We start from the raw sequence: 22,957 nt of genomic DNA, 5'->3' as shown, positions 1-22,957 counted from the left end.
TTTACAACATCATTAAATAAAACTGGAGCTGATTAATCATGATGACAACTTTTATTGGGGCTTTACTTCCCATTATTTTTACAATTTTGCTCGGTTACATTGCTGGCAAATCGAAAGCCATTGAACCTAAAACAGCCGGAGTACTCAACAAGATCGTGATGAACTATGCGTTACCGCTAAGCCTGTTCTTTTCAAGCAATCAGATGCCGAAACAACTTATTTTTAATAACTGGAAAATTGCAAGCTGGCAACTATTCAGTATGTTAGCTTGGTGGTTGATTACCTACTACGTTAGTCGGTTAATGCTGAAATCTAGTCAGACGTTAGCCGCCATCCGGGCCTTCGCCATTTCAACGCCAGCTGTCCTTTTCGTCGGGCCCGCCCTTTTTCCGGTACTATTTCCTCAAACCGCGACCATCATTGTTTCAATTGGTAGTATCACGATGGGAATTCAACTTTGCTTGACCCTCTTTGCCCTGTCCATCGCAACTTCCAACCAGGCCGTCCAAGAACACGCGAGTATCAAACAAATTTTGATTACCGCATTTAAAAAACCAGTTATTCTTGCAACCATTCTTGGTTTCGTGACGGCATTTTTAGGTTTAAAGTTACCAGTTATTTTAACGGCGACTTTTATGCAACTAGGCAAAACCGCTGCCGGTCTTGGACTCTTTTCGATTGGGCTAATTTTATACGCGTTTAAACCCAGTTTCTCACGATTAGTGTGGGGCGACGTGATTGCCAAAGAATTACTCGTTCCACTCTCAACCATGAGCCTAATGTTATTAATGCACGAACCCACCGAGCTGATTAACGAAATTATACTGACCTTAATGATTTCACAAATGGTTTTCCCAACGATTCTTGCGCAACAGTATGGTGAAGGTGAACGTGAAATGGTCTCTTCCATATTCTTGACAACCCTGTTTTCATTTGTTGTCATGGCAGGCTTCATGTTTATCCGCCAAATTGGTTAACCTAGAAAGGAATTTTATGAATTATAGCGACCTCAAATATTTTGTTTACTTAGTCAATAGTGGCAGTTACATCGGTACTGCCCAGCACTTTAAGGTGACTCAACCGGCCATTTCAGTTGCAATCAAACGGTTAGAAAAGGAATTCCAGGTTCAATTACTAACGCAGCAGAATCGTCGGGCTCCCTTAACCACTACGCTTCCCGGTGGCGTTTTGTACCTGAAAGCTAAAAACATCCTGACTGCCGCCGACAAATTACACGACGAAGTCACCCACGCAAATGACACCAATATTCGGGTCGGTTTTTCCACCGTGGCAGGTCGCCATTGGATTCCTCGCGTTATCAAAAAGTTTCAAGTCATGAATCTCCTTGATATGGTTCACACTCAAGAACGAGATTCTGACTATTTAATTGAGGCTCTGCGAACGGATAAACTTGATGCCGCTATTTTCAGTACGTTAACACCGTATCCTCAGAAGGATTTAACTATTACAACACTGGCAACCTACGACTTGTCACTGATTGTAAATCCCAAGCACCGGTTGGCAACGCAAACGGTGGTGGACGTTCACGAACTTCGTAACGAGAATTTCATCGCCCGCCCCCAGCCAACTGCTCACCAAGCACTTACTAGCTATTGCCAGTTAGGCAATTTTAAGCCGCACATCATTTACGAAACTCCCGATGTGGAGTTGATCAAGCAACTCGTTAAACAAAACGTTGGGATCGCATTAATGATTAACTCCGTACTTGATCGCGATGATTCGGCGATTCAGATTCTATCACTAAAGGCAGCTCAACAAATTCACTGTTACATGCAGTTAGGACTACGCAAAAACTTTATTCCAAATCAGAATCAATTAAAATGCATTGACGTTTTAAAACAAACTTCTTACCTATAATTAAATTCAAAATTGTAAAGCACCCCTAAGGTTGGATACACAGTTTCAACCTTAGGGGTGCTTTACACTAACCGTCTATTAATCATATTGTTGTCAGCGCCATTTTCAATCCGCGCAATGGCCGTTTTAAAAACGCCGGTTACATCCGGTTCACTTACTCCCAAGCCACGGTCATCCGCCGGTGCTCATAGTGCGGGTGTTGGACCTCATCCACCAAGGCTAACGCCATATCCGCGTAGCTGATGGTCGACTCGTGAGTGTGATCGTAAAGCAAAACGTCACTGCCCGTTTGGTAACGACCGGTGGTTGCCGCATTCGGCAGGTAGTTGTACGGTGGCGCCACGTAGGTCCAATTGACGCCGGAACTTTCCAAAATCTGCCGGGCTTTGACGTGTGCACGACTGGCCGGGCGCATGATCAGGGGTAACTGGTCAGCCACCGTTTTTGTCCGGCTCGCGTCCAGGTACAGCGTGGCCCCCGACCCGACAACGATCAGGCGGGTCGCCGTCCCTTTCAACAAATCTGTCAGGTGTTGGTTAACCCGCGGGTAGTCGGCCTTCTTCGCCGACGCAAAGGTGCAGATCACAACGTCAAATCCCCGCAGGTCGTCTGGCGTCAGGTCAAAGAGGTCCCGCTCGATCACCGGTACGCTCACCGTCAACTTGGCGGCGTTGCGGACGATTGCCGTTGGCACCAGCCCGCGGTCTAGCGCCACGCGGAGGACGGCCGAACCCGTTTTACCAGTCGCGCCAATAATGGCTAATTTCATTGAATCCCTCCCTACTTCGTGAGTACTCGTTGGTATTTTAACGTGAGGTGCTGCAGTGCGGCCGTAATCGTTGAAAAATCAACCTCGGCCCACTTGGACGGGACCACGACCTGCGTCATCAACATCTGTAAATAATCGGGTAAAACGTCCTGCGTGCGCCCGCCGTAACGACTGAGAGCCGCGGGTTTCATGGCGACCGGAATCATCGCTTCTAGTTGCATGATCAAGAGGTCCGGATTGAGTTGGTCGTTATACGCGCCGTTCGCGATTCCCGCCGCAAAAAATTGACGGGTCCGAGCCAACCACTCAGCGTAGTCGTGTTCAAATTGTTGCGACAGTTCCGGATCATCGTGGGCCAGGTCCGTTCGAAACTGCCAAGAACTCGACCCGATCAGCGTGATGAGGCTCAATAGAACCCGCGGGAAGTGCTGCACGCTATCCGCGGCGTTTTTGACCGGCGGCACCGGTTGTTCCGTCATAAATTGGCGGTACTCTGCGACCACGGCCGCGATCACGGCGTCCTTAGAAGAATAGTATTGGTAGAGTTTACCGCGACTGACCCCCATCAGCTTGGCAATCTGGTCCATTTTTAACGTGGCAAAGCCGTTTTGGACAATGGTTTCCGTGATGGTCATGATCATGTGGTGTTTACGTTCTGCAACGGTCGTCATGGAATCCCGCCTTTCTTAATTGATGGTAGTGTACCCTGTTTCTTAAAAATTGTCAATTTTGACAAAAAATGTCTTTTTTGTTGATTTTTGAATCTCACGATGCTAAGCTAGGCGCAACAATTAAACGAGGATGGTAAAAAAACATGCGCAAAACGGATGAATTAATTTTAGTGACTGGTGGGACCGGGTTCGTGGGCAGCTGGGCGATTGTCCGCCTGCTTCAGCAAGGTTACCGGGTGCGGACGACCGTGCGGAGCTTAAAAAAGGAAGCCCAAGTGCGCGCGGCCATTGCTCCGCAGGTCGACCCGCAAGACCGACTAACGTTTGTCGCGGCCGATTTAACCACCGATACTGGCTGGGCCGCGGCCATGCAAGGCGTCGACCGGGTTCTACACGTGGCATCCCCCATGCACACCGCCAATTCCGCGGATATCCAAACCTTCCTGAAACCCCAGCGCGAAGGCGATGAACGGTTATTACGGTTTGCCGCCGCGGCGGGTGTTCAGCACGTGGTGATCACGTCGGCCGCCGCAGCCGCTAAACCGGCCGATGATAGTACCAACTGGCACTCGGACGAAACGGTTTGGACCCAACCAAACGACCCGGTTCAAAACCCGTACCAGCGTTCCAAGGCCCTCGCTGAAAAAGCGGCCTGGGATTGGATGGCTGATTACGACGGCCCGATGCAACTCACGACCGTTTTACCGACCGCGGTTTTTGGCCCGGTCCTGATGCCACAAAATAACAGTTCCCAACAGTTGATCACGCTGATGTTACGGGGCCGCTTACCCGGCGTGTTCAACATTGGCTTCGACATCGTGGACGTCCGCGACCTAGTTGACCTAGAGATCATGGCCATGCGCAGTGATCAAGCCGCCGGGCAACGCTACCTGGCCGTTGCCGATAACCTAAAAATGAAGGCCATCGCCCAGTTGTTGAAGGCCCGGGTTCCCGTAATTGCCGACCGCGTACACACCAACACGATCCCCGATTGGTTATTACGCTTAGTTGCCCGGCTAAACGCCAACGCGGCCGTATTTATCGGCTTGCTAAACCGACAATTTCGGTACACGTCCGCCAAAGCCCAGCGTGACTTGGGCTGGCAACCCCGCTCGGCGGAAACGACCCTGATCGACGCTGCCAACCGGATGGAAAAGTTAGGGTTGCTCAACTAAAACCCGACGCCGTATCACTCAAAAAGGCCCGCCAACTTGAACGTTAAGTCGGCGGGTCTTTTTCTGGTTCACTAGCCGTATTTATTTCCCGGGTTAGCGCTATGATACTTCCATAAACATACTTAGCTAACTGAAACGGACTAACTTTAAGATGTTAAGATAAGTCACTAGCTGTGAGATTGCACCCATTAAGATCAGCCATCGTTTGTAATACCAATACAGCTGTCCGTAACTATGTCACTTACCACGAAACCAGTCATTTAATGGATTCACAATTACTACTTGGAACTGTCGTGTATACGTTGACTTTTATCATCATCGGCTACCTAATTTTTAGAAAAAAACGTTTTTAATTTAGCTGGAGGAACCTACCGTGAATAAATTTCCCGAACAACTCAAAAAAATCAGAAAAGAAAAAGCTATCACCCAAGATGAACTTGCCAGTAAATTGTTTGTGACTAGGCAGGCCATTTCAAAATGGGAGTCTGGAGATTCAACGCCAGATTTAAACAACTTAATTAAGCTAACCGATATCTTTAACGTCAGTTTAGATACGTTAGTTTTTGATCCGAAGCGTAATCGTTACGTCCGCAGATTTGGTAAAATGAATTTTTGGGATTTTCTATCCGCGTATTGGTGGGTAGTGGTCTTGATTGTTTTTATTATTGGTTTCTTTTCAGCTTTTTGGTCCGGCCGTTAGCCATATCATAGATTACGAAATTGAACAGTTCCCGCTTTTGAACAAACTTTATTATCCAAATTTAATGCATCTAGTAATAAAGCACCACCAAATTTGCTCTTAACTTATCGAAGTGTCAATCCAAATAAAATCATGCTTATTCAAAATCCAAGCAAGTATGTTTTTCGCCATGTACCTACAAGCGCTGTAAAGCCGTTACCATTTTTACAGCGCTTGTAGGTTTAACTTTATCAATTCCTAATTCAGATCACTTATTTTCCGCTGGTTGACAAACAAAGATCCGCTCCGTCAACGTTCCCAGGGAAGATTGAGCGGTTCGGAGCTGACCGGTATCCCGAAACCCTAAGTGTTGATAAAATCGTTGGGCGGCCACGTTATTGGCTAATACCAACAGGTAAATCCGCTCGTACGATGCCCGTAACCTAGCTACCCCCTGCTGAAGAAGTTGGTGGCCCACACCTAAGTTCTGGTACTCCGGTGCAACGTAAATTGAATATAGCTCGCCCCAACCCGTAAATTCGGCTAACCGGGCGGGACCAAAACTACAGACGCCGACTAAGCGCCGCTGCTGATCCTGCGCCAGCATGGTGTTTTGCCAACGCTGCTCCGGGTGCCACGTTTGTGGTGACAGTTGGGCTAAAAAGCTTGCGGGAATCAAATTCCGGTAGGCACTCTGCCACGTGTCGTAATACAACTGGCGAATTGCCGCAAAATCAGAATCACTGCGGGCGGAGAAAATTTGATAACTAGTTTCCATCCGACGACGCCCTCCTTTTTTCACTAAAGCATACCACTCAACACTAACACTATCGAATTAACTAAATGATACCAAGGATCAGAATGCCTAGCGAAACTCACCTTGCTTTTTTGATTCAAACAACACCGTTTTTTTGCCATTAAAAACGTGCCCCACAATCATCAACCACTTGGTCTAATGATTCCGAGGCACTTCAGGTTTTCAGGGGATTTTATGACTAACTTTCTCGCAGGTAAATCCAGCCAATTAAGCCAATCATTAACGTTATGATTAGGGTAAAGCCCATTGCTAAGTGGAACCCCGAAACAAAAACCGTCGTTAAACCAGAGATGACGATCATGATGGTGTTAAATAACGAACCACCAATTTGACGGAGCGCGTTATTCAAGGCCGTCCCAAAACTAATATTGACACTTTCTAGTCCTTTTAACGATTCTGTGATGGTGGTTGACATTAAGAAAGAAATCCCAGTTAAGCGGACCATGTAGGCAACCGTTAATAGCCAGATAGCGGTGTCTTGATTGAAGAACATAAATGGAACGGATGAAACCAGCGTTAGAATCACACCTATGATAAACGGTCGCTTCATGCCATGCTGATCATAATAGTTTCCAATCATGGGCGACAAAATTCCTAACATGAATGCCCCTGGTAGCATCACTAGGCCAGCTATCAGTGCCGTCTGGTGGAACGTATTTTCAACCAATAACGGCATTAACGTCTCGGTCCCCATCAGCACGCCAAAAACTAGTAAGGCTGAAACCGACATCAGTAAAAACGTTTTTTGTGATAATAGTTTTAGATTGAGCATTGGAAACGATAATTTAAACTGCCTTCTTGCAAAAATAGCCGTCACCATTAACCCCAAAATCACGAATACCATTCCTAGAATTAAGTTCGTCGTAATGATTGAGATCCCGTACATCAACGCCCCCAGACCAACACTCGAAGTTAAAACGGAAAAAATATCAATTTTGATGTTTCTGGGTGTCGTCACGTTCGGCAGGAAAATGATGGCCAAAATGCCAATGATCATCGTGATTGGGATGGTCAGAATAAAAAGGTAACGCCAGCTCAAGGCACTAACAATGAGTCCCCCCAATGACGGCCCAATCGCGGGTGCTAGGGAAACCACTAGGCTGACCAGCCCCATCACCTTTCCCCGTTCTTGGCTGGGATAGATTTCCAATAGCATAATTTGCATAAAAGACATCAAAATTCCACCAGCCGTTGCCTGCAATAACCGGGCGATTAAAATCACCGTGAAGGAATTTGCAACGGCTCCAAGAATCGATCCTAATAAAAATAGTAAAACGACGGAAATGAAAACCTTTCTGTTAGAAAATTTTTGATACAAATTTGCCGATAAGGGCGTAATAATGCCTAGTACTAAAACGTAACCGGTCGTTAGCCACTGGACCGTATTTAAACTAACGTGTAATTTGGTCATTAAAACCGGCAAAGCCGTTACCATCAACGTTTGATTCAAAGTAGCGGTAAACGCCATGATTAAGGTAATGATCGTTACGATTGTTCTTGTTCTCTTATTCATTATGTCATCCTTTCAAAACACTAGACTAATCGGTCTATTTTTTGGCTTAAAAAAAGGAAGTTTAGTTACTTCCGCTTAAAATCCACTTTAAACTCTCGCTCACAATTTCCAGATATTCGGTTGATTCTTTGATAATCCCGATCGTAACGCCACCTTCAATCATGGCGTTGATTTGCTTGGCCTTACGAACAGCCGTCCCTTCGTCCATACCAGCAGCACTCAATTTCTCTTCAATATGATCTTCGAGCATGGTATAAGTTCTCTTCGCTAGGGCAACGATTTCAGGATCGACATCCTTTGCTTCCATCATTTCCGAGAAAAGAATGCTCATCCGAACCGTTGAATAATCGGGCGTATTGATTTTATTTTTCAAATTATCAATAAACAAGTTAATCGCCGTTTCAGCGTCACGGCCGTTAAAAAATTCGTTCATTAAAGTATTTGAGTAGTCATAATCTCTTTGCAAAACGCAGCGCACTAACTGTAATTTACCATCGGGAAAATAATGATAAAACACACCCTTAGAAACCCCAGCACGGCGATTAATTTCCGCAATGCCAGTCTGAAAATAGCCTAAACGGTGAAACAGCTCCGTCGCAACGTCTAATATGTGTTCTTGTCTTGGTTTGATGATAGTCACTCCCTTCAGCGTCAGGGCGAAAAAATAGACCGATTGGTCTATTTTTTCGTCCTGATTAATATACAAGCATCCCTGAAGATTGTCAATGTTTTTTTATCGGGATAAGAAAAAGTGTTCGGCCCCAAAATGTAGCACGACAGAGTGTGCCAAAAGTCGGTTAGCAGGTGAGCATTAACGGCGTAAAGCGAATAATCCTGGGCTTGGATTGTTTGGCATACGTGGTTATGACTTTTGGCGAGGGTTGCTCGGATAAGGGTCCTACTCTCGACAACATAAAAAGGCCCGCCAACTTGAACGTCAGGTTGACGAGTCTTTAAGCATGTTCAATTATTCTGCCGATGTCGCCAAACGAAAATCCCGTAAGTCAACGGTGACCAGGTGTTCAATGTCCTGGCCGCTGATTGGTAATTGCTCGGCGGGCGTGACGGGCGGTAGTTCGGTCAGTCCGGCCAAAGTTTTACCAATCACCGTTTTGGCTAGGATCAACGCCTCGGCGGCACTGGTGCCGCGAATCCAGGTCTCGTTATTGATATCCGGGATCTCGACGTCGTACTCACCATGGTCTGGATGAAGAATTACGGGATACGTTACTACTTGTGCTTGCATCATTTTAGCCTCCCTGGACTAAGTTAATCATTAGAACACACCAAACGGGCCACCGGGGTATCAAGCCCACCGGGACCCACCATCTGCGACTTGCTAAGCCCATCTTACCACGTGACCAGATGAGATAAAACCATTAATTGTAAGCGTTTGTAAAAATTATTCCGTACGCGCTACACTGCCGCGTAACTGTCAAAACTGCTGTTCAGTTCAGTTGCCGTGAACCAGTACTTGAATTTACCACACCAAAACAATGGTCCCGCAAAAGTTGGCCTGGTTAGCCAATTCTTGTGGGACCATTCAGGTTATTTTAAGACTTTTTCGTCATCCGCGGATTGCCGTTTACGAGTTCGGTAAATGCTCGTGCACCGTTAAAATCGCGTCTAGCGGCATCCGGGTCGTTTTAATCTGCGTGTTAACGGCCGCTGCCGGATCTTCCTTTCCAATTGCGATGCCAATGATAATTTGCTGGGCGGCGGAAATGTTGAGGTGTTGCCGCAACAGCTGCGGGTACTTGATCAGCTGGTAGGCCGTCATCGTGGCCAGGCCCCGCGCCGAAGCGCCCAGTAAGATACTTTCGCCAAACGCCCCCAAGTCGTACAACGACCAGTCGGAATATCCCGTCGGTAACGTCAAGTATAAAATGGCGGGTGCGTGGTAAAGCTGGGCGGCGGCTGGAGCCATTAACGGCGCGGCATTCCCGAGTCCGGCCGTCCAGGCGGCCATGTTGCGCTGAGCCTGTGGCGACCAGTGCTGACGCCCCATGACGGGAACGTCGGGGGTGCCCTTGGTACCGGCTTTTTCTAGTTGGGCTTGCGCCGTCCGCACGGCTTCTAAGGCGTCTCCCATCAACAAATGCACCTGGTACGGTTGCGAATTGACCCACGACGGCGCGAGCTGGGCGTCCTGGAGAATCGCTTTAATGGTTGCGAGCGGCACCTTTTCGTCCGTGAATTGGCGGACCGAGTGCCGGTTTTTGATTGCTTGGGTTAAATCCAATTTGAAAACGCTCCTTTGCTTAATCCTGAACTGAACACCTATTTCTTTTCGTCGATCAGAACGGTTCCCGCGGCCGGGTTATGGTCGATGGCGCCGACGATTGGGTGGGGCTGATAGGCGGCTTCCAAGTACGCCACGTCCGCCGGGGTTAATTGCACGTCCAGCGCGGCGACCGCGTCGTCGAGGTGGCGGCTTTTAGTCGAACCCACGATTGGCGCCGTGACCCCCTTCGCCCACTGCCAAGCGAGGGCAATCTGCGACATGGAAACCGCGTCCTTTTCCGCGAGTTCGTTGACACGGTCCACGATTTGCTGATCCGCTTGCTCCATCCGGTCATACTTGCCCATCGCCACCCGGTCGGTCTGACTGCGCCGGGTGTTGACCTGCCACGCCGCGTGACTCAAGTGACCCGCGGCAAGCGGGCTGTATGGCATTAACGACACGCCCATTTGCCGGCAAATCGGGATCAGTTCCCGTTCGTCTTCCCGGTACAGTAAGTTGTAGTGGTTCTCCATCGTTTGGAACTGGGCCCAGCCGTGGTCCTTGGCAACTTGCTGCATATTTTGAAACTGGTAGCCGTACATGGCGGAGGCGCCGATCGCCCGCACCTTGCCACTGACGACTAAATCGTTCAACGCCCCCATCGTTTCTTCAATCGGGGTCTCGTAGTCAAAACGGTGAATGATGTACAGGTCCAGGTAGTCCGTGCCGAGCCGTTTTAAACTGCCCTCAATTTCACGGTTGATGGCCGCGCGCGAAAGCCGGCCCGCGTTAAAGTACACTTTCGACGCCAACACAACTTGGTCACGGGGCACCCCGCTGGCTTTGAGTGCCCGCCCTAAGTAGGCTTCACTCGTTCCGTTGGAATAAACGTTGGCCGTATCAAAAAAGTTGATTCCCAGGCCCAGCGCGTGGTCAATTACCTTTTGACTGGCCGGATAGTCCAGCGTCCAGGCGTGCATGCTGCCGGGTTGGCCAAAGCTCATGGCGCCAACGCAAATTTTAGAAACCTGAATGTCCGTTTGACCTAATTTTGCAAACTTCATCGTTTACCGCATCCTTTTAATGATGATCTTTGAGCCATCTTCGTTGTCCCCAGCATACAACTTGAAGTGGCCTTTAAGTCAAGGAGTAGGTACCATGAAAATTGAGACCGTCGCCAACGGTTTAGATAAAATTAATGGCATCAAGACGTTATTCATGATCAAAATGAAGGTGTTTTTTGTAAATCACAAATCTAGCAATTGGTTGTGCAAAACATAATTCAACGAAGAATGAAATGCTAAAGTTTCTGGGCCACTTGAAAAAGAATTGCTCAATGGGGAGTAACGAAACCTGTCCCGTACCGATCCAAGTCGCTACGACCGTTAAAATAACCGACATCATGACAACATTAATTAGACAATTTACAATCATATGTGCACGAAAGCTATCTTCTTTCGAAATCAATTTAGCCGTTAATTTTGATGCTGGCTGATGCGTGATCAAAACTAAGAGGACGACGACAAGCCAAATACCAGGCATAACTCCCAACGTGTGTTTCCAAGTCGTTAAACTAAATCCCGTTTCAAAACAGGTAATCAGTGGTGCGATGGTGTTGACGGAAAGTATCGAAACAATTGCCATAAATAAGGCAAACTCTGCTCTGTTGCGGGGAAGTTTCATGTAAAAACTCAAAATAATAACCTCTTTCTTGGTCTTGACGCAAAAAAAGCGCAAAGACACTTTTATCGTGTGCTTTACGCTGAACAATTATACGCAGTAAATACTAGAGTATTTTATCGGAAATAAAATTATAAATCAAGTGTAGCTTTTAAATGACTACTAACTTAAAAACCAAGTCCCTTGACCAAGCAGTACTCAGTCAAGGGACTTTTTGAACCCGGCTAGCGGATAGATTCGTTCAATTAAAATGTTTGCCTAAAAACACCACCCGCCATGCCGCTTATTACACGGTTGCTAACTGCCGCTTCAAGTCGATCATTTCCAAAACGCTGAGCGCGCAATCGGTCCCCTTATTCCCACTCTTGACGCCGGCCCGGTTGATTGCCTGATCCACCGTATCCGTCGTTAACACCCCAAACATGGTCGGTACGCCGGTTGCTAAGCCGACTTCGGCGACGCCCCGGCTGACCGCGCCGCAGACGTAATCGTAATGCGAAGTCTCCCCGCGAATGACCGCGCCGAGCGTGATCACGCCGTCGTAACGCCCACTAGCTGCCAATTGTTTGGCAATCGTGGGAATTTCGAACGCGCCGGGCACCCAGGCGACATCAATGTCGGCGGTTGCGACCCCGTGCCGGACCAAACCGTCCTGCGCCCCCGTTAAAAGTTCTTCCGTAACAAAGCTGTTAAAACGGGCCACCACGATTGCAATTTTCCGCTGGTTCCCCGTATATTTTCCGTTAAAAATGGTCATTTAAATACCTCCTATAAAGCTTCCGTGAGTTGGTGATGAAACCGATCCCGCTTCGTTCGTAAATAATCCCGGTCCGCGGCGGTCGCGGGGATCTCCAGTGGCACTCGTTCCACCACGTCGATACCGGCCGCCCGCAGTTGATCGACCTTGTCCGGGTTGTTGGTCATCAACCGGACCCGTTTAATACCCAGCTGATTTAAAATGGCGACCGCCGCGTCGTAACGGCGTTCATCCGGTAAGAAGCCCAGCTGGACGTTGGCATCGTAAGTGTCCACGCCGTTTTCCTGCAGGTGGTAGCTCCGTAACTTATTGGTCAGCCCGATGCCGCGGCCCTCTTGCCGTAAGTACAACAACAGTCCGCGGCCGGTTTGGCTGATTTGCCGCATCGCTCGGTGTAACTGCGCCCCACAGTCACAGCGTAACGAACCGAAGACGTCGCCCGTCAAGCACTCGGAATGTAGCCGGACCAGTACGGGTTCGTCCGTGGTCAGGTCGCCGGTTTGCAACGCCAATTGCAGCTGGTCGTCGCCCGGCATTTGAAAACCGGTCAGTTCAAAGTCACCGCTAGTCGTTGGTAGTTGCACCGGCTCTAAACTGGTTAACGGGACTTGGTGGTGTTGCAACCGGTAGTTGGTCACGTCTTGAATGGTGATCATCGGAATGTGAAGTCCCTCGGCCAGGGCCTTTAACGCGTGGCGACGGGCCATCAAGCCGTTCTTTTTGACCACTTCACAAATGTAGGCGACCGGCGCTGCACCGGCGAGTTTGGCGAGATCCACGGCGGCCTCGGTGTGGCCCCGCCGTTTAAAGACGCCCCCCGTTTGGGCGATCAGTGGAAAAACGTGGCCCGGGTGGTAAAAGTCCCCCGGCTGACTGTCGGCACTCGCAATCGCGCGAATCGTAGCGGCCCGGTCCTGGGCCGAGATTCCCGTCGTCGTCGAGTGGTGATCGGTTGACACAGTGAAGGCGGTCCCAAAGGCGTCGTGCCCCTTGGTGGTCATCGGTTCAAACCCCAGTCGGTCCGCGACTTCGGCCGCAACGGGGACGCACAACAGGCCCCGGGCACTCGTGATCATTCGGTTGACCGTTGCCGTGGTCGCGTATTCCGCCAAACCGACCATGTCGCCTTCCGCTTCACGGGTCTCGTCGTCCGCGACGATGATCAAACCGCCCGCTTTTAACGCATTGATTGCTTCTTCTACTCGATTAGTCATGTTTTACCATCCTTTCGCCCGTTAACCGGGCCACGTACTTTCCTAAAATATCCGTTTCAACGTTGACGGGCGCGCCCACCACCAGTTGACCCAAAATCGTCACATCCCGGGAATGCGGGATCAAATCGACCTCAAAACTGGTTGCGGATACGGCAACCACCGTTAAGCTGACCCCGTCAACGGCGATTGCACCCTTTTCAACGACCAGCCGCTGGTACTCCGGCGGCAAACTAATCAATAAACGCTCCGCCGTTGGTTCCCGTAAACGCCGGACCAAGTGACCACAATAATCGACGTGACCTTGGACCACGTGCCCGTCCAACCGGTCCGTGACTGCCAATGCGGGTTCAACGTTGACCCGTTGGCCCGCTCGTAATTGTCCCAAGTTAGTCCGGCGCACGCTTTCAGCCATGACATCCGCCGTGAAGCGCGTCGCATTTTTCGTGATGACCGTCAAACACGTCCCGTTTACCGCGATACTAGCACCAATCAATAACCGTTCGTCAACGACGGCCGGCGCGTCCACCGTTAATCGCAACCCGTCACCGCGATGCGTAACGGCCGTAACCGTGCCCTGGCCCTTAATAATTCCCGTAAACATTTACAGCACCCCCGTTCGGTAAGCTTGTAAACGAATGTCCTGACCACTAACGCGCACGGTCGGCCGGTCAAACTGGACCGGTGCGCTTTTGAGCTGATCGTCGTGCACGGCGGGTAAGCTACCGCCGCCAAATAGTTGGGGACTAAGGTAACTGCACCATTCTTCCACCAACCCCGCCTGAACGAAATGGGCTTGGACGTGGCTGCCGCCCTCGACGAGCAAACTTTGCCAACCGTGCCGCTGACAAAACGCCGCAACTGTCGCCGGCGTCCAGTCGCCAACGACCACGTGGACGTTGGGTCGTTGGTCTAACGGCGCATCGGTATCCGCGGGTCGCCGACAAAGTAGCCAGGTCGCCACCCCGTCCGCTTTTGTGACCCGTTTGTTTACGGCCACCGTACTCGTATTTAAAAGCACGAGTCGGACCGGCGGGTACCGCAACGCTTGCAGACGCACCGTTAACTGCGGGTCGTCCGTCACTAGCGTCCGTTCACCAATCAAAATGGCGTGAAACTGGGCCCGGAGCCGCTGACTGTCCGCGTAACTCGCGCTGCCACTGATCAAACTCCGTTCACCATTGACCGCGTTGATCTTCCCGTCCAGCGTTTGGGCCGTTTTGAGCGTGATCCACGGTCGCTGGTGGCGGTAAAACCAATTATAGTGCCGGTTGAGGTCCTCAATTGCTATTGAGGGGTCCAAGACCCTCACGGCGACCCCGTGGGCTTTCAAATAGTCCCGGCCCCGGCCCGCCACGATTGGGTGGGGATCCAACTGGCCGATCACGACCCGCTTGACACCGGCGGTCGCGACCCGCCGACAACACGGCGGCGTTTTACCAAAATGACTGCACGGTTCGAGCGTTACGTAGAGCGTGGCGCACCGCACTTCCGCCGGACTGACCCGTTTTAAACAGTCCACTTCCGCGTGGTCGCCACCAAACTGATGGTGATAACCCTGACTGATCACCCGGTGATCTTTAACGAGCACCGCCCCAACCTGGGGATTTTGATACGTCGCGGGGCCACCCCGTAACGCCTGTTGCACGGCTAACTGCATGTACGCACTTAACACCTTTGGCACCTCCATAAAAAAACACCCGTTATCAAGTTGCGATAACCGGGTGTTTGATGAGTTGCTAAATCGATTTCGTCAGTAAGGTACGCCAAAAAGAACCGTCACCGGTCGCATTTTTAGCCACTACTGCCCAAAAACAAAGCAATAATTTTCTTCTCCCATCCAGACTTTACTGTCGGTCCCAGACTCACACTGGGTCAACCGCTCACGCGGGTCACGGACTTCAACTTACGTTGTTACCGTCGGTCGGGAATTACACCCTGCCCCGAAGAAATCGTATTTAGTTTTCAAGGTTAGTTTAACGGTGAACAAGTTGCGTTGTCAACTTGTTTTTACTGAAGTAGGCCACGGGCACTCGAAAAATCACAGCCTGAAAGGCCACTATTTCGGGATTCAACGGACTTTAACATTTTGTTGAAAGCGCTCGTTTTTCAGCGGTCGACGAATCGTATGGCTGAGCTTCAGTACGAACGACTGTAACGCACCGTTTATTCATTAGAATTCCCTGCCAATTAAAACTTTGCCTTCAGCAATTCCGCAAAACTTTCCACGTAGTACCCCGAGTTATCGGCCTTCCAGTAAGCGTAGTAGTTTTGGCGCAGTTTGCGCCCACCCCGAACGAGTGAAATGGTCTTAACAATGGTCTGATCTAACAAACTTTGAGTGCGCCGGTCAGTGATCAGGTAACCCTGATTTGACGCGATCATCATCTGGGCTTCGTCGGTGTTAGTTGCCAAGTTAACTTCACTTTGCACGCCCAGGATGTCGCGGTAATAGGCCGTTTCGGTAGCTAACTGCTGAGGCTCCGCCACGACAATGCAGGGCAGGTCGGCTAAATCGCCGGTCTCGATTGGCTTGGTATCAACGGGCAATCCGCGGTTGACGGCCACCACGTAGTCGCTCGCCGTTAAAAATTCATTTTGAAATTCGTTGGAGAGCGCCCGCCGCTGATCAGCAAAGTTTAAGTCGATCTGGTCGGTCCGTAACCATTCGTACAGCTCTTCGTGGGTACCGCTACTGATCCTCACTTTGACCTGCGGGAACTTGGCAACAAACTCGGCCACCGTTTGGCGCAATTCGTCCGTGCCGAAGCTACGCAGGTACCCGATCCGCAGTTCGGCCGCGTCAGCGTGGGCCAGCTGGACCGTTGCGTCCACGAGTTGGGCCACGTCCTTTAAGATCATTTGACTGTGGGTATAGAAGTACCGCCCCGCCTCGGTCACCTCAAAACTGCGTCCCTGACGTGCGAGCAATTTAACGCCCAAGCGCGCCTCTAGTTCCTTCATCTGCTGCGAAATGGCGGATTGTGAGATGTGGCAGGCCTCCGCCGCCCGCGTAAAACTGTGCTCATTAACGATGGTGATGAAATACTGCATTTGTTGAAACATCGGCTTCGCCCCAAATTGTTTTCCTTTATTATAACAATTTTGGTCACCAAAAAGGCCCGGCAAACCGGACCTTCGTTTGGATGATTTAGTTGTTCGTGTTCAAACCCACGCTCTCGTGGGCGTAGTAAGTCTCGTCGGCTACCGCCCGGCTCACAAAATCGGCGATCGAACTGATCGAGACGTCATGGCCGCCAAACGGTTCGCCTTTGCGGGTCACCTCGTAATCAACCGGACCGTTAGTGAACCAGCCCGGGCGGATCACGGTATAGTTCAAGTCGGACGCTTCGATGACGTCGGCGGCTTCCCGGTACGGTTGCAACATGCCGTTGCTGTCCAGGTTACCACGACTCCCCACTGACGCGGGGATCTCGTTATAGATCCCCATGGACGTGATAAATAGGAGGCGCGTCACGTGCTGGCGGTCCATCGCGCTCACAATGGCCTTGGCAAACCGTCCCAACGGCCCGCTCAACGCGACGAACACGACGTCTTGACCAGCCATTGCCCGGTCCAAATCAGCCGCGTCGGTCACGTCGCCCGCCAGTACCGTTTCGCGGTCGTTAGCCCGTAACCGACCAACGTGCCGCGCAAACAACGTCAGGTGATCCTCGGTCGTCTTTAAAAGGTTTTGCCGAACTGCGCCGCCGATCGTGCCGGTCGCGCCGATAATTAACACGTTTTTTGCCATGTGCTCCTCCTAACCTTCACTAACTAGTAGTAACGACTTAATGGCCGTCCGTTGGTCCATCGCTTCGTAAGCTTCCTGAATTTGATCCAGCGTAAAGCGCTTGGTAAAGACCTTGCCGGGGTTGATCTTGCCCTGCAAAACGGCGTCTAATAAGACTTGTTTATCATCGGACGTCACGGAAGCGATCCCTCCGCGCAGCCCAATGTTGCGCCAGAATAAATTATTGGTGTTCATTTCCGCTTTTTGTGGGACGCCGACCCGGCCCACAACGGCTCCGGGACGACCAACTTTAACGGCGGTATCAACCGATTGTTCAGTCCCCACGCATTCGAGGACGGCATCCGCGCCGGCCCCGGTCAACGCCAATACTTTTTCAACGGCGGCGTCCCCGCGTTCGGCCACGATGTCGGTTGCGCCGAATTCTTTAGCGAGTTGTTGCCGGTCCGCGTGGCGGCTCATGGCAATGATCCGTTTAGCGCCGAGCAGCTTAGCCGCGATCACGCCACACAATCCCACGGCCCCGTCGCCCATAACGACGACGGTGTCGCCCGCTTTCACTTCGGCACTCGTCGCGGCGTGGTAACCGGTCGCCATCACGTCGGCCAACGTCAGCAGGTTATTTAGCATCGCGTCGGAATAGTCCGCCGGTTGACCGGGCACCTTGACTAACGCCCAGTTTGCGTTGGTAAAACGCAGGTATTCACCCTGATAGCCACCGTTGCCACCGGCTTCCTGGTTCAAACAGTCACCGTCAAAACCGGCCAAACAAGCCGCACAGTGCCCGCAACCGTGGGTGAAGGGCGCGATCACGAAGTCGCCGACATGTACGTCGGTCACTTCCGCGCCAACCGATTCGACGATCCCGATGGCTTCGTGGCCCACTGTGGAACCGGCTTCCCGTTTAGAAATTCCCCGGTACCACCAGAGGTCGGAGCCACAAACGCAGGCCCGCACGATCTTAATGATCGCGTCGGTCGGTTTTTGAATGGTTGGTCGATCGTATTCTTTGACGACCATTTTTCCGGGTTCTACAAAAGTTGCTGCTTTCATTATTAATCCACTCCTTATCAAATCAACGATTTACTGCCGGACTTCCGAAACGTTACCGAACCAATATTGCGCGGTGATGCCGCCGTCAACCAAAAAGTCGCTACCGGTCATAAAGGCGCCCCGCCGATCCATTAATAGTTCCGCTAAGTTTGCAATTTCGTCCGGCGTGCCGGGGCGTTTGGTGACCATCGAGTCAAACATCTTACGGTAACCCGCACCGCGGGGTCCTTGCAGTTCGTCCACGGCTAACGGCGTCATAATAATGCCGGGACTGATCGCATTGATGCGGGCGCCCCGAGCTTGCCACTTCACGGATTCGGCCGCCACCCGTAACACGTTGGTCCGCTTAGCGTATTGGTAAGCGGCTAGGGAATCTTTAATCACTGCGGGTTGTAAAATCGGCAATTGTAACAAGTCTTCCGTAGGGGTCAGGGCTAAAGCGCGGTCGTCGGCCGGCGTTAAGGCGGGTAAACGGTGGCCAGACTGCGAAGAGATCACGATGCCCGCACCGTTTTTCGCCATCACCTTACCAAATTCTTCCAGTAAAACGGAGGTCCCGTACAGGTCGACCTTCAAGACTTCTTCCGGACTAGCCTGGGAAGGCGACACCCCGGCAGCGTTAACTAATCCCATGATGGCACCCAGATCCTGCGCCGCCTTAACGACTGCCAAGATCGATTGCCGTGAAGCCAGGTCCGCTTTGATCGTGGAGACCGAATACCCCGCCGCCGTCAAGCGTTGCTCCATGGCCGTTAACTTAGCTTCGCTGTAGTCGGCGAGCAAAAGTTGTCGTCCGGCCGCGACCCGCCGAACAATGGCTTCACCGATCGAGCCGGCGCCAAATAATACGATTACTTCATCATTCATTTTATCAATACCTCGTTTGTTTTGTCTTAACTTACAAGGATTATCCTACTCGCAAACGATTATCCGACCAATTTTTGATTAAACACACAAGCATTAGTTCTACTTATAGATAGCGGGTAACCCTTGAAAAAACACGTTGTTGACTAAGTTTCCACCGCTTGTAGCCAACTTTTAATTGCCGCCGCGGACTGTCCGGCATGGCACTCCAAGCCCGGTTTCACGGTAGCCCGTTGCACTAAGCCGGCAAAATCGGTTTCGTAGTCCCCGGCGTTGCCCGCGTCGGTATAAAACGGGGCAACGGTTCCCGTGAACGTCTCCAGGTGGGTCAGCAAACTGCGCACGGGCGTTGCCACCTTGGCGCTCCAGACCGGACCGCCCACCAAAATCGTCGCGTAGTCGTTAAAGTTGGGCAAGGCGTTAGTTAGGGCCGGTAACGCCCCCGTAGCCAATTGTTTTTGAGCAATGTCCGAGGTCACGAACATGTCGGCCGCAAACGTATCGGCCGCGACCGTCAAACGCACCACGTCCGCTTGTTGAACCTTGGCAATGGCCTGCGCCGCCCGTTCCGTCGCGCCGGACCACGAATAATAGATCACTAAAATTGGTTTAGACAAAAAAACACTCCTTTTCTCTAACCTCAACCGTGAATTTTTTCAAAACGGTTATTTAAACAATTCATCATTACCCCCATCTTAACCGAATCGGATTGGCGAACCAATCTGAGATTTGAAGGCAAATCATTAGTTTTACTTATGGTTCTTCAACCGCTGATTTTACTGAAAAAACGCGCGTTCAGAACCGTTCCGTTCTCAACGCACGTTTGCTATTTGGCTAAATTCAATTAATCTTTTGCGGATTCCGTCAGTTCCCGCACCACCGCGGCCACCACCCGTTCACGGCCATTTTGAAAACCGTGGTCGGCCCCGGGAACCACGTGCAGCGTGGCTTGTTCGTAGACGGCTTCGTATTTCCGCGACGCGCTGGGACTCACCACGGTATCCTGGTCACCGTGGAACAGGGCCACGGGACCGCGGTAACGTTGGGCCACCTCATAGATCGGCAAAACCTGCGCTGAACGCAGGTAGGCCCCGCCGACCGACAGTTGCGGCTTAAACGTCAGCGGAAGTGCGTCCGGGATCCGGTGGGGATCGTAGGTTGCCCCCTGGAGCACGCCTTTTTGCGCGTCCGATTTTAAGGTGGCGGCCGGCGCCATCAAAACGACCTTGGCAATCATTTCCGGGTACAGGCCGGCCAACATGCTGGCGACCACCCCACCCTGTGAATGGCCCAGTAAATAGATCCGTTGCACGTCCGGTAGCTGCCGGACATAGGTTAAAATTGCCTCGGCATCGGCGATCTCGTTAACCACGGTCATGTCCTGAAAACGGCCGTCACTGGCACCGTGGCCGTTAAAATCAAACCGCAGCGTGGCGACCTGGCGTGCAACTAACTGGGCACTAAGTTGGTATAACAATTGGTCCGGCGTATTGCCCCGGTCACTGGTAAAACCGTGCATCAGGATCGCCAACGGGTAGGTCGTTGCCCCGTCGGGAATGGTGAGGGTCCCCCGAATCGTGAGACCGTCACGTTGAACTTCAATTAATTGGACTGACATTTTGACTGCTCCTTACCTAATTTTAGGTCAGTATAGGAGTGCTTACCGGAAATGTAAAGGCGAGCAAATATGACCAATTGCCGCCAACCACGTTGATAAACCCTGACATCCCCCAATTTTTTCGGGAAGCGTCCAAATACCTAGTGACTTCAAAAAGGATCGCCAACGAGTCTATTTGATCGACTCATCAGCAATCTTTTTCAGGTTTTTCCGTTTTCAGATTGGCCCCGTTACTTTAACGTTCAGTGCTCCTCATCCGTGACCCGTTCACGGTACACACTCAGGCTCGTGCCGGTCCACAACGCAAACGCGCGCAAAAAGGAGTTCACTTCCAGATAACCGAGCAGGTAGGCGATCTCGTCGGCGGGCAACGCGGTATTTTGTAAATAACTTTTCGCCAGCATCTCACGCACCCCGTTGAGCTGTTTTTGAAAGCTGGTTGCCTCGGCCTTTAATTTGCGCTGCAACGTGCGCTTGCTGACGTTTAATTTATCGGCGACCGCTTCGATCGAGCTGGCCCCGGCTGGCAGTAGGTCCACCAAGGCACTGCGCACCTGCGCGCTAAACGAGTCGTCCACTTCTAGTTCCGATAACCGCCGCTTTAACTCCGGCGACAGGTAGGAACGCAACGCCGCGTTATCGGTCAAAAACGGCAAGGCGAGGTCCGCGGCCCTAAACGTCACGCTGTTGGTCGTACCCACCACTGGTTGAACGCCCAGCGCTTGTTCGAGGGGCTGTTCAACCGGTGGAAACGTCAGCGTGATTTTTAAGGGCGTGATTGGCGTTTCGGTCGCCTTGGCTAATAAATGGCCTAAAAATAACAGCTCGCTGACCACGTAGAACTGCGAGGCGATCGGTAAATCGTTCAACGATTTTAACGTCACCGTGACCGTTGATTGGTCGGTCTTAATTTGATAGCCAACCGGGCCGATCAGTTGTTTGTATTGCCCTAAACGTTCGATAAACTTCAGGCCGTTTTCGCTGCAATAGGCGGCTAAAATCGGCGCCGCAAAGGTCTCGATTCCGTCATAGGTCGCCAGCTTCACCAACGTTTGCGAACTGGGGGCTTGCTCGGCAATCGCGTTCATCAACGCGTAATAGTCCGGTTCACTGAGGTGGATCTGTTCGTGCGTAAACAGGTTTTCCGGCAGTCGCGCGGTTTTTAAGACCTTGCCCACGTTAAAGCCATGTTGTTTTAAAAGTTGTTGGTACTGACCATTGATCACAAATTTTTGCATGGAACGTCACCTTAATTTGAATTTGATTGTTGGTTGGCCACGAAGCTCATAATCGCCTTCTTCGGCATGAGCGGCATCAACCCGACGAACGGCCGCTGTACGGCGGATAAGCCGGCAAAAACGTTTAACTTGCCCGCTAACATGCCCCGGTAGCCGGCACGCGCCACGGCGGCCGGATCCGCCCCGTGCGCGAACATCTTAGTTTGCGTCAAACCACCCGCCTTAGCGAAGCCGGTCTCGATGGCCCCGGGCATCAGCGTCGTCACGGTCACCCCGCTATCTTTGACCTCGTATGCAATGGCGTTACTTAACGAGGTGACGTAAGCCTTCGTGGCGTAGTATTCCGCTTGCAACGGACCGGGAATCAACGCGGCTGACGACGACACGTTTAAGATCCGGCCCGCACCGCGTTTGACAAATTCCGGCACGAATAATTTCATCAGCTTGGTGGGCACTAACATGTTGACCCGCATCATGTCAACGTCTTGGGCCATGGTCCGTTCACTGAAGGCCCCCTGACCACCCAAGCCAACGTTGTTGATCAAGTAATCGATCTGAAGCCCCTGAGCAGCGACCTGGTCAAAAATTTGTTCCGCCGCCGTTTCGTCCGTGAAGTCGACCGCGATGGTGGTCGTTTTAACGGCGTAAGTCGCCTCTATTTCCGTTTTCAAAGCGGCTAACTTCTGCGGGTTACGGCCCACCAGGACGAGCGCGTGACCGGCCTTTGCCAATTGTTTAACGAATGCGCGGCCCAAACCGCCCGTCGCGCCCGTGATCAATGCTGTTTTTTTCATGATAATAACCTCCATCAATATTTCGTTTATTTAACTGATGGACTTACTATAACGTGCCGACCGCTTTTTCAGAACAGCAATTAGTGCCAACTAGCTATCAAATCACGCCACCGGGGGTTGGCTACTTACTTTAACCCTTATACAGATTCTCCAGACGTCACGCTTAGAGAATTTTAGTTCGATTTATTTGAAATCTGGATAATGCCGTTGTGTAATCTTGATTTTTCGATAATATCTTTGATTTTGAAAAATGGAAGTATAGTTC

The 22,957-nt window shown here is 51.1% G+C and carries 25 protein-coding genes and 1 riboswitch; of the genes, 4 read left to right on the top strand and 21 right to left on the bottom strand.

From position 1 onward, the window contains the following. Window positions 1-38: 38 nt before the first annotated feature. Together D1831_RS11465 and D1831_RS11460 are read left to right on the top strand one after the other, a co-directional pair. Window positions 39-977, top strand: coding sequence for an AEC family transporter (locus tag D1831_RS11465; RefSeq protein WP_125073069.1), 939 nt, complete (start codon window positions 39-41; stop codon window positions 975-977). Between the two features lie 16 nt (window positions 978-993). Then, the gene (locus tag D1831_RS11460; RefSeq protein ID WP_125073068.1) at window positions 994-1,878 is read left to right on the top strand and encodes a LysR family transcriptional regulator; all 885 of its coding nucleotides are present in this window, start codon (window positions 994-996) and stop codon (window positions 1,876-1,878) included. A 154-nt stretch (window positions 1,879-2,032) separates the two neighbouring features. Here D1831_RS11460 and D1831_RS11455 read toward each other — a convergent pair whose 3' ends face one another. Continuing rightward, window positions 2,033-2,647 (bottom strand): NAD(P)-dependent oxidoreductase, encoded by a 615-nt coding sequence (locus tag D1831_RS11455; RefSeq protein WP_125073067.1) that lies wholly within the window; start codon window positions 2,645-2,647, stop codon window positions 2,033-2,035. Between the two features lie 11 nt (window positions 2,648-2,658). Beyond that, window positions 2,659-3,318: a TetR/AcrR family transcriptional regulator gene (locus D1831_RS11450; protein ID WP_125073066.1), complete on the bottom strand. Its 660-nt coding sequence runs from the start codon at window positions 3,316-3,318 to the stop codon at window positions 2,659-2,661. Between the two features lie 143 nt (window positions 3,319-3,461). Here D1831_RS11450 and D1831_RS11445 point away from each other — a divergent pair, with 143 nt between their 5' ends. Together D1831_RS11445 and D1831_RS11440 are read left to right on the top strand one after the other, a co-directional pair. Further along, on the top strand, window positions 3,462-4,493 hold the full coding sequence (locus tag D1831_RS11445; RefSeq protein WP_125073065.1) for an NAD-dependent epimerase/dehydratase family protein: 1,032 nt from the start codon (window positions 3,462-3,464) through the stop codon (window positions 4,491-4,493). A 373-nt stretch (window positions 4,494-4,866) separates the two neighbouring features. Next, window positions 4,867-5,193, top strand: a complete 327-nt coding sequence (locus D1831_RS11440; protein WP_125073064.1) for a helix-turn-helix domain-containing protein — start codon at window positions 4,867-4,869, stop codon at window positions 5,191-5,193. Window positions 5,194-5,440: 247 nt separating this feature from the next. Here D1831_RS11440 and D1831_RS11435 read toward each other — a convergent pair whose 3' ends face one another. The 19 genes from D1831_RS11435 to D1831_RS11345 form a co-directional block, all read right to left on the bottom strand. Further along, window positions 5,441-5,950 carry a GNAT family N-acetyltransferase gene (locus D1831_RS11435; protein ID WP_125073063.1) on the bottom strand — a complete coding sequence of 170 codons (510 nt, stop codon included), beginning with the start codon at window positions 5,948-5,950 and terminating at the stop codon, window positions 5,441-5,443. 217 nt (window positions 5,951-6,167) lie between these two features. After that, entirely contained in the window at window positions 6,168-7,502 is a 1,335-nt protein-coding gene (locus D1831_RS11430; RefSeq protein ID WP_125073062.1) for a DHA2 family efflux MFS transporter permease subunit, read from the bottom strand. A gap of 61 nt (window positions 7,503-7,563) precedes the next feature. Next, on the bottom strand, window positions 7,564-8,208 hold the full coding sequence (locus D1831_RS11425) for a TetR/AcrR family transcriptional regulator (protein WP_158610666.1): 645 nt from the start codon (window positions 8,206-8,208) through the stop codon (window positions 7,564-7,566). Window positions 8,209-8,469: 261 nt separating this feature from the next. Beyond that, complete coding sequence (locus D1831_RS11420; RefSeq protein WP_125073060.1) at window positions 8,470-8,748, bottom strand: hypothetical protein; 279 nt, start codon at window positions 8,746-8,748, stop codon at window positions 8,470-8,472. Window positions 8,749-9,087: 339 nt separating this feature from the next. Then, window positions 9,088-9,744, bottom strand: coding sequence for a nitroreductase (locus tag D1831_RS11415; protein ID WP_158610665.1), 657 nt, complete (start codon window positions 9,742-9,744; stop codon window positions 9,088-9,090). Between the two features lie 38 nt (window positions 9,745-9,782). Beyond that, the gene (locus D1831_RS11410) at window positions 9,783-10,790 is read right to left on the bottom strand and encodes an aldo/keto reductase (protein WP_125073058.1); all 1,008 of its coding nucleotides are present in this window, start codon (window positions 10,788-10,790) and stop codon (window positions 9,783-9,785) included. Window positions 10,791-10,938: 148 nt separating this feature from the next. Then, entirely contained in the window at window positions 10,939-11,421 is a 483-nt protein-coding gene (locus D1831_RS11405) for a hypothetical protein (protein ID WP_125073057.1), read from the bottom strand. A gap of 271 nt (window positions 11,422-11,692) precedes the next feature. Continuing rightward, window positions 11,693-12,163: a 6,7-dimethyl-8-ribityllumazine synthase gene (ribH, locus tag D1831_RS11400; RefSeq protein WP_125073056.1), complete on the bottom strand. Its 471-nt coding sequence runs from the start codon at window positions 12,161-12,163 to the stop codon at window positions 11,693-11,695. Between the two features lie 11 nt (window positions 12,164-12,174). Continuing rightward, window positions 12,175-13,377, bottom strand: a complete 1,203-nt coding sequence (ribA, locus tag D1831_RS11395) for a GTP cyclohydrolase II (RefSeq protein WP_125073055.1) — start codon at window positions 13,375-13,377, stop codon at window positions 12,175-12,177. Beyond that, complete coding sequence (locus D1831_RS11390; protein WP_125073054.1) at window positions 13,370-13,978, bottom strand: riboflavin synthase; 609 nt, start codon at window positions 13,976-13,978, stop codon at window positions 13,370-13,372. Before D1831_RS11390 ends, ribA begins: the two co-directional genes overlap by 8 nt. Next, a complete protein-coding gene (gene ribD, locus D1831_RS11385; RefSeq protein ID WP_125073053.1) occupies window positions 13,979-15,049 on the bottom strand; it encodes a bifunctional diaminohydroxyphosphoribosylaminopyrimidine deaminase/5-amino-6-(5-phosphoribosylamino)uracil reductase RibD in 1,071 nt (356 codons plus the stop codon). Between the two features lie 149 nt (window positions 15,050-15,198). Next, a riboswitch (FMN riboswitch) is annotated at window positions 15,199-15,329 on the bottom strand. 235 nt (window positions 15,330-15,564) lie between these two features. Then, complete coding sequence (locus D1831_RS11380) at window positions 15,565-16,440, bottom strand: LysR family transcriptional regulator (RefSeq protein ID WP_125073052.1); 876 nt, start codon at window positions 16,438-16,440, stop codon at window positions 15,565-15,567. An 85-nt stretch (window positions 16,441-16,525) separates the two neighbouring features. Next, window positions 16,526-17,128, bottom strand: a complete 603-nt coding sequence (locus D1831_RS11375) for an NAD(P)H-binding protein (RefSeq protein WP_125073051.1) — start codon at window positions 17,126-17,128, stop codon at window positions 16,526-16,528. A 9-nt stretch (window positions 17,129-17,137) separates the two neighbouring features. After that, window positions 17,138-18,178: a zinc-dependent alcohol dehydrogenase family protein gene (locus tag D1831_RS11370; protein WP_125073050.1), complete on the bottom strand. Its 1,041-nt coding sequence runs from the start codon at window positions 18,176-18,178 to the stop codon at window positions 17,138-17,140. Between the two features lie 30 nt (window positions 18,179-18,208). After that, window positions 18,209-19,045 carry an SDR family oxidoreductase gene (locus tag D1831_RS11365; RefSeq protein WP_125073049.1) on the bottom strand — a complete coding sequence of 279 codons (837 nt, stop codon included), beginning with the start codon at window positions 19,043-19,045 and terminating at the stop codon, window positions 18,209-18,211. A gap of 143 nt (window positions 19,046-19,188) precedes the next feature. Beyond that, entirely contained in the window at window positions 19,189-19,659 is a 471-nt protein-coding gene (locus tag D1831_RS11360) for a flavodoxin (RefSeq protein ID WP_158610664.1), read from the bottom strand. A gap of 227 nt (window positions 19,660-19,886) precedes the next feature. Further along, window positions 19,887-20,660 (bottom strand): alpha/beta hydrolase, encoded by a 774-nt coding sequence (locus D1831_RS11355; RefSeq protein ID WP_125073047.1) that lies wholly within the window; start codon window positions 20,658-20,660, stop codon window positions 19,887-19,889. 242 nt (window positions 20,661-20,902) lie between these two features. Then, entirely contained in the window at window positions 20,903-21,898 is a 996-nt protein-coding gene (locus D1831_RS11350) for a helix-turn-helix domain-containing protein (protein WP_125073046.1), read from the bottom strand. 11 nt (window positions 21,899-21,909) lie between these two features. Continuing rightward, window positions 21,910-22,692 carry an SDR family NAD(P)-dependent oxidoreductase gene (locus D1831_RS11345; RefSeq protein ID WP_125073045.1) on the bottom strand — a complete coding sequence of 261 codons (783 nt, stop codon included), beginning with the start codon at window positions 22,690-22,692 and terminating at the stop codon, window positions 21,910-21,912. Window positions 22,693-22,957: the final 265 nt, after the last annotated feature.

Source organism: Lactiplantibacillus garii, from assembly GCF_003885105.1.
Lineage (GTDB): Bacteria > Bacillota > Bacilli > Lactobacillales > Lactobacillaceae > Lactiplantibacillus > Lactiplantibacillus garii.
This window is presented reverse-complemented; position numbering and strand designations above follow the sequence as displayed.

Excerpts from the sequence above, each read along its gene's own strand:
- D1831_RS11355 (WP_125073047.1), bottom strand. The coding sequence starts at position 20,660 with ATGTCAGTCCAATTAATTGAAGTTCAACGTGACGGTCTCACGATTCGG.
- D1831_RS11380 (WP_125073052.1), bottom strand. The coding sequence starts at position 16,440 with ATGTTTCAACAAATGCAGTATTTCATCACCATCGTTAATGAGCACAGT.
- ribH (WP_125073056.1), bottom strand. The coding sequence starts at position 12,163 with ATGACCATTTTTAACGGAAAATATACGGGGAACCAGCGGAAAATTGCA.
- D1831_RS11345 (WP_125073045.1), bottom strand. The coding sequence starts at position 22,692 with ATGAAAAAAACAGCATTGATCACGGGCGCGACGGGCGGTTTGGGCCGC.
- D1831_RS11430 (WP_125073062.1), bottom strand. The coding sequence starts at position 7,502 with ATGAATAAGAGAACAAGAACAATCGTAACGATCATTACCTTAATCATG.
- D1831_RS11370 (WP_125073050.1), bottom strand. The coding sequence starts at position 18,178 with ATGAAAGCAGCAACTTTTGTAGAACCCGGAAAAATGGTCGTCAAAGAA.
- D1831_RS11365 (WP_125073049.1), bottom strand. The coding sequence starts at position 19,045 with ATGAATGATGAAGTAATCGTATTATTTGGCGCCGGCTCGATCGGTGAA.
- D1831_RS11435 (WP_125073063.1), bottom strand. The coding sequence starts at position 5,950 with ATGGAAACTAGTTATCAAATTTTCTCCGCCCGCAGTGATTCTGATTTT.
- D1831_RS11420 (WP_125073060.1), bottom strand. The coding sequence starts at position 8,748 with ATGCAAGCACAAGTAGTAACGTATCCCGTAATTCTTCATCCAGACCAT.
- D1831_RS11375 (WP_125073051.1), bottom strand. The coding sequence starts at position 17,128 with ATGGCAAAAAACGTGTTAATTATCGGCGCGACCGGCACGATCGGCGGC.
- D1831_RS11465 (WP_125073069.1), top strand. The coding sequence starts at position 39 with ATGATGACAACTTTTATTGGGGCTTTACTTCCCATTATTTTTACAATT.
- D1831_RS11350 (WP_125073046.1), bottom strand. The coding sequence starts at position 21,898 with ATGCAAAAATTTGTGATCAATGGTCAGTACCAACAACTTTTAAAACAA.
- D1831_RS11460 (WP_125073068.1), top strand. The coding sequence starts at position 994 with ATGAATTATAGCGACCTCAAATATTTTGTTTACTTAGTCAATAGTGGC.
- D1831_RS11410 (WP_125073058.1), bottom strand. The coding sequence starts at position 10,790 with ATGAAGTTTGCAAAATTAGGTCAAACGGACATTCAGGTTTCTAAAATT.
- D1831_RS11445 (WP_125073065.1), top strand. The coding sequence starts at position 3,462 with ATGCGCAAAACGGATGAATTAATTTTAGTGACTGGTGGGACCGGGTTC.
- D1831_RS11450 (WP_125073066.1), bottom strand. The coding sequence starts at position 3,318 with ATGACGACCGTTGCAGAACGTAAACACCACATGATCATGACCATCACG.
- D1831_RS11455 (WP_125073067.1), bottom strand. The coding sequence starts at position 2,647 with ATGAAATTAGCCATTATTGGCGCGACTGGTAAAACGGGTTCGGCCGTC.
- ribA (WP_125073055.1), bottom strand. The coding sequence starts at position 13,377 with ATGACTAATCGAGTAGAAGAAGCAATCAATGCGTTAAAAGCGGGCGGT.
- D1831_RS11390 (WP_125073054.1), bottom strand. The coding sequence starts at position 13,978 with ATGTTTACGGGAATTATTAAGGGCCAGGGCACGGTTACGGCCGTTACG.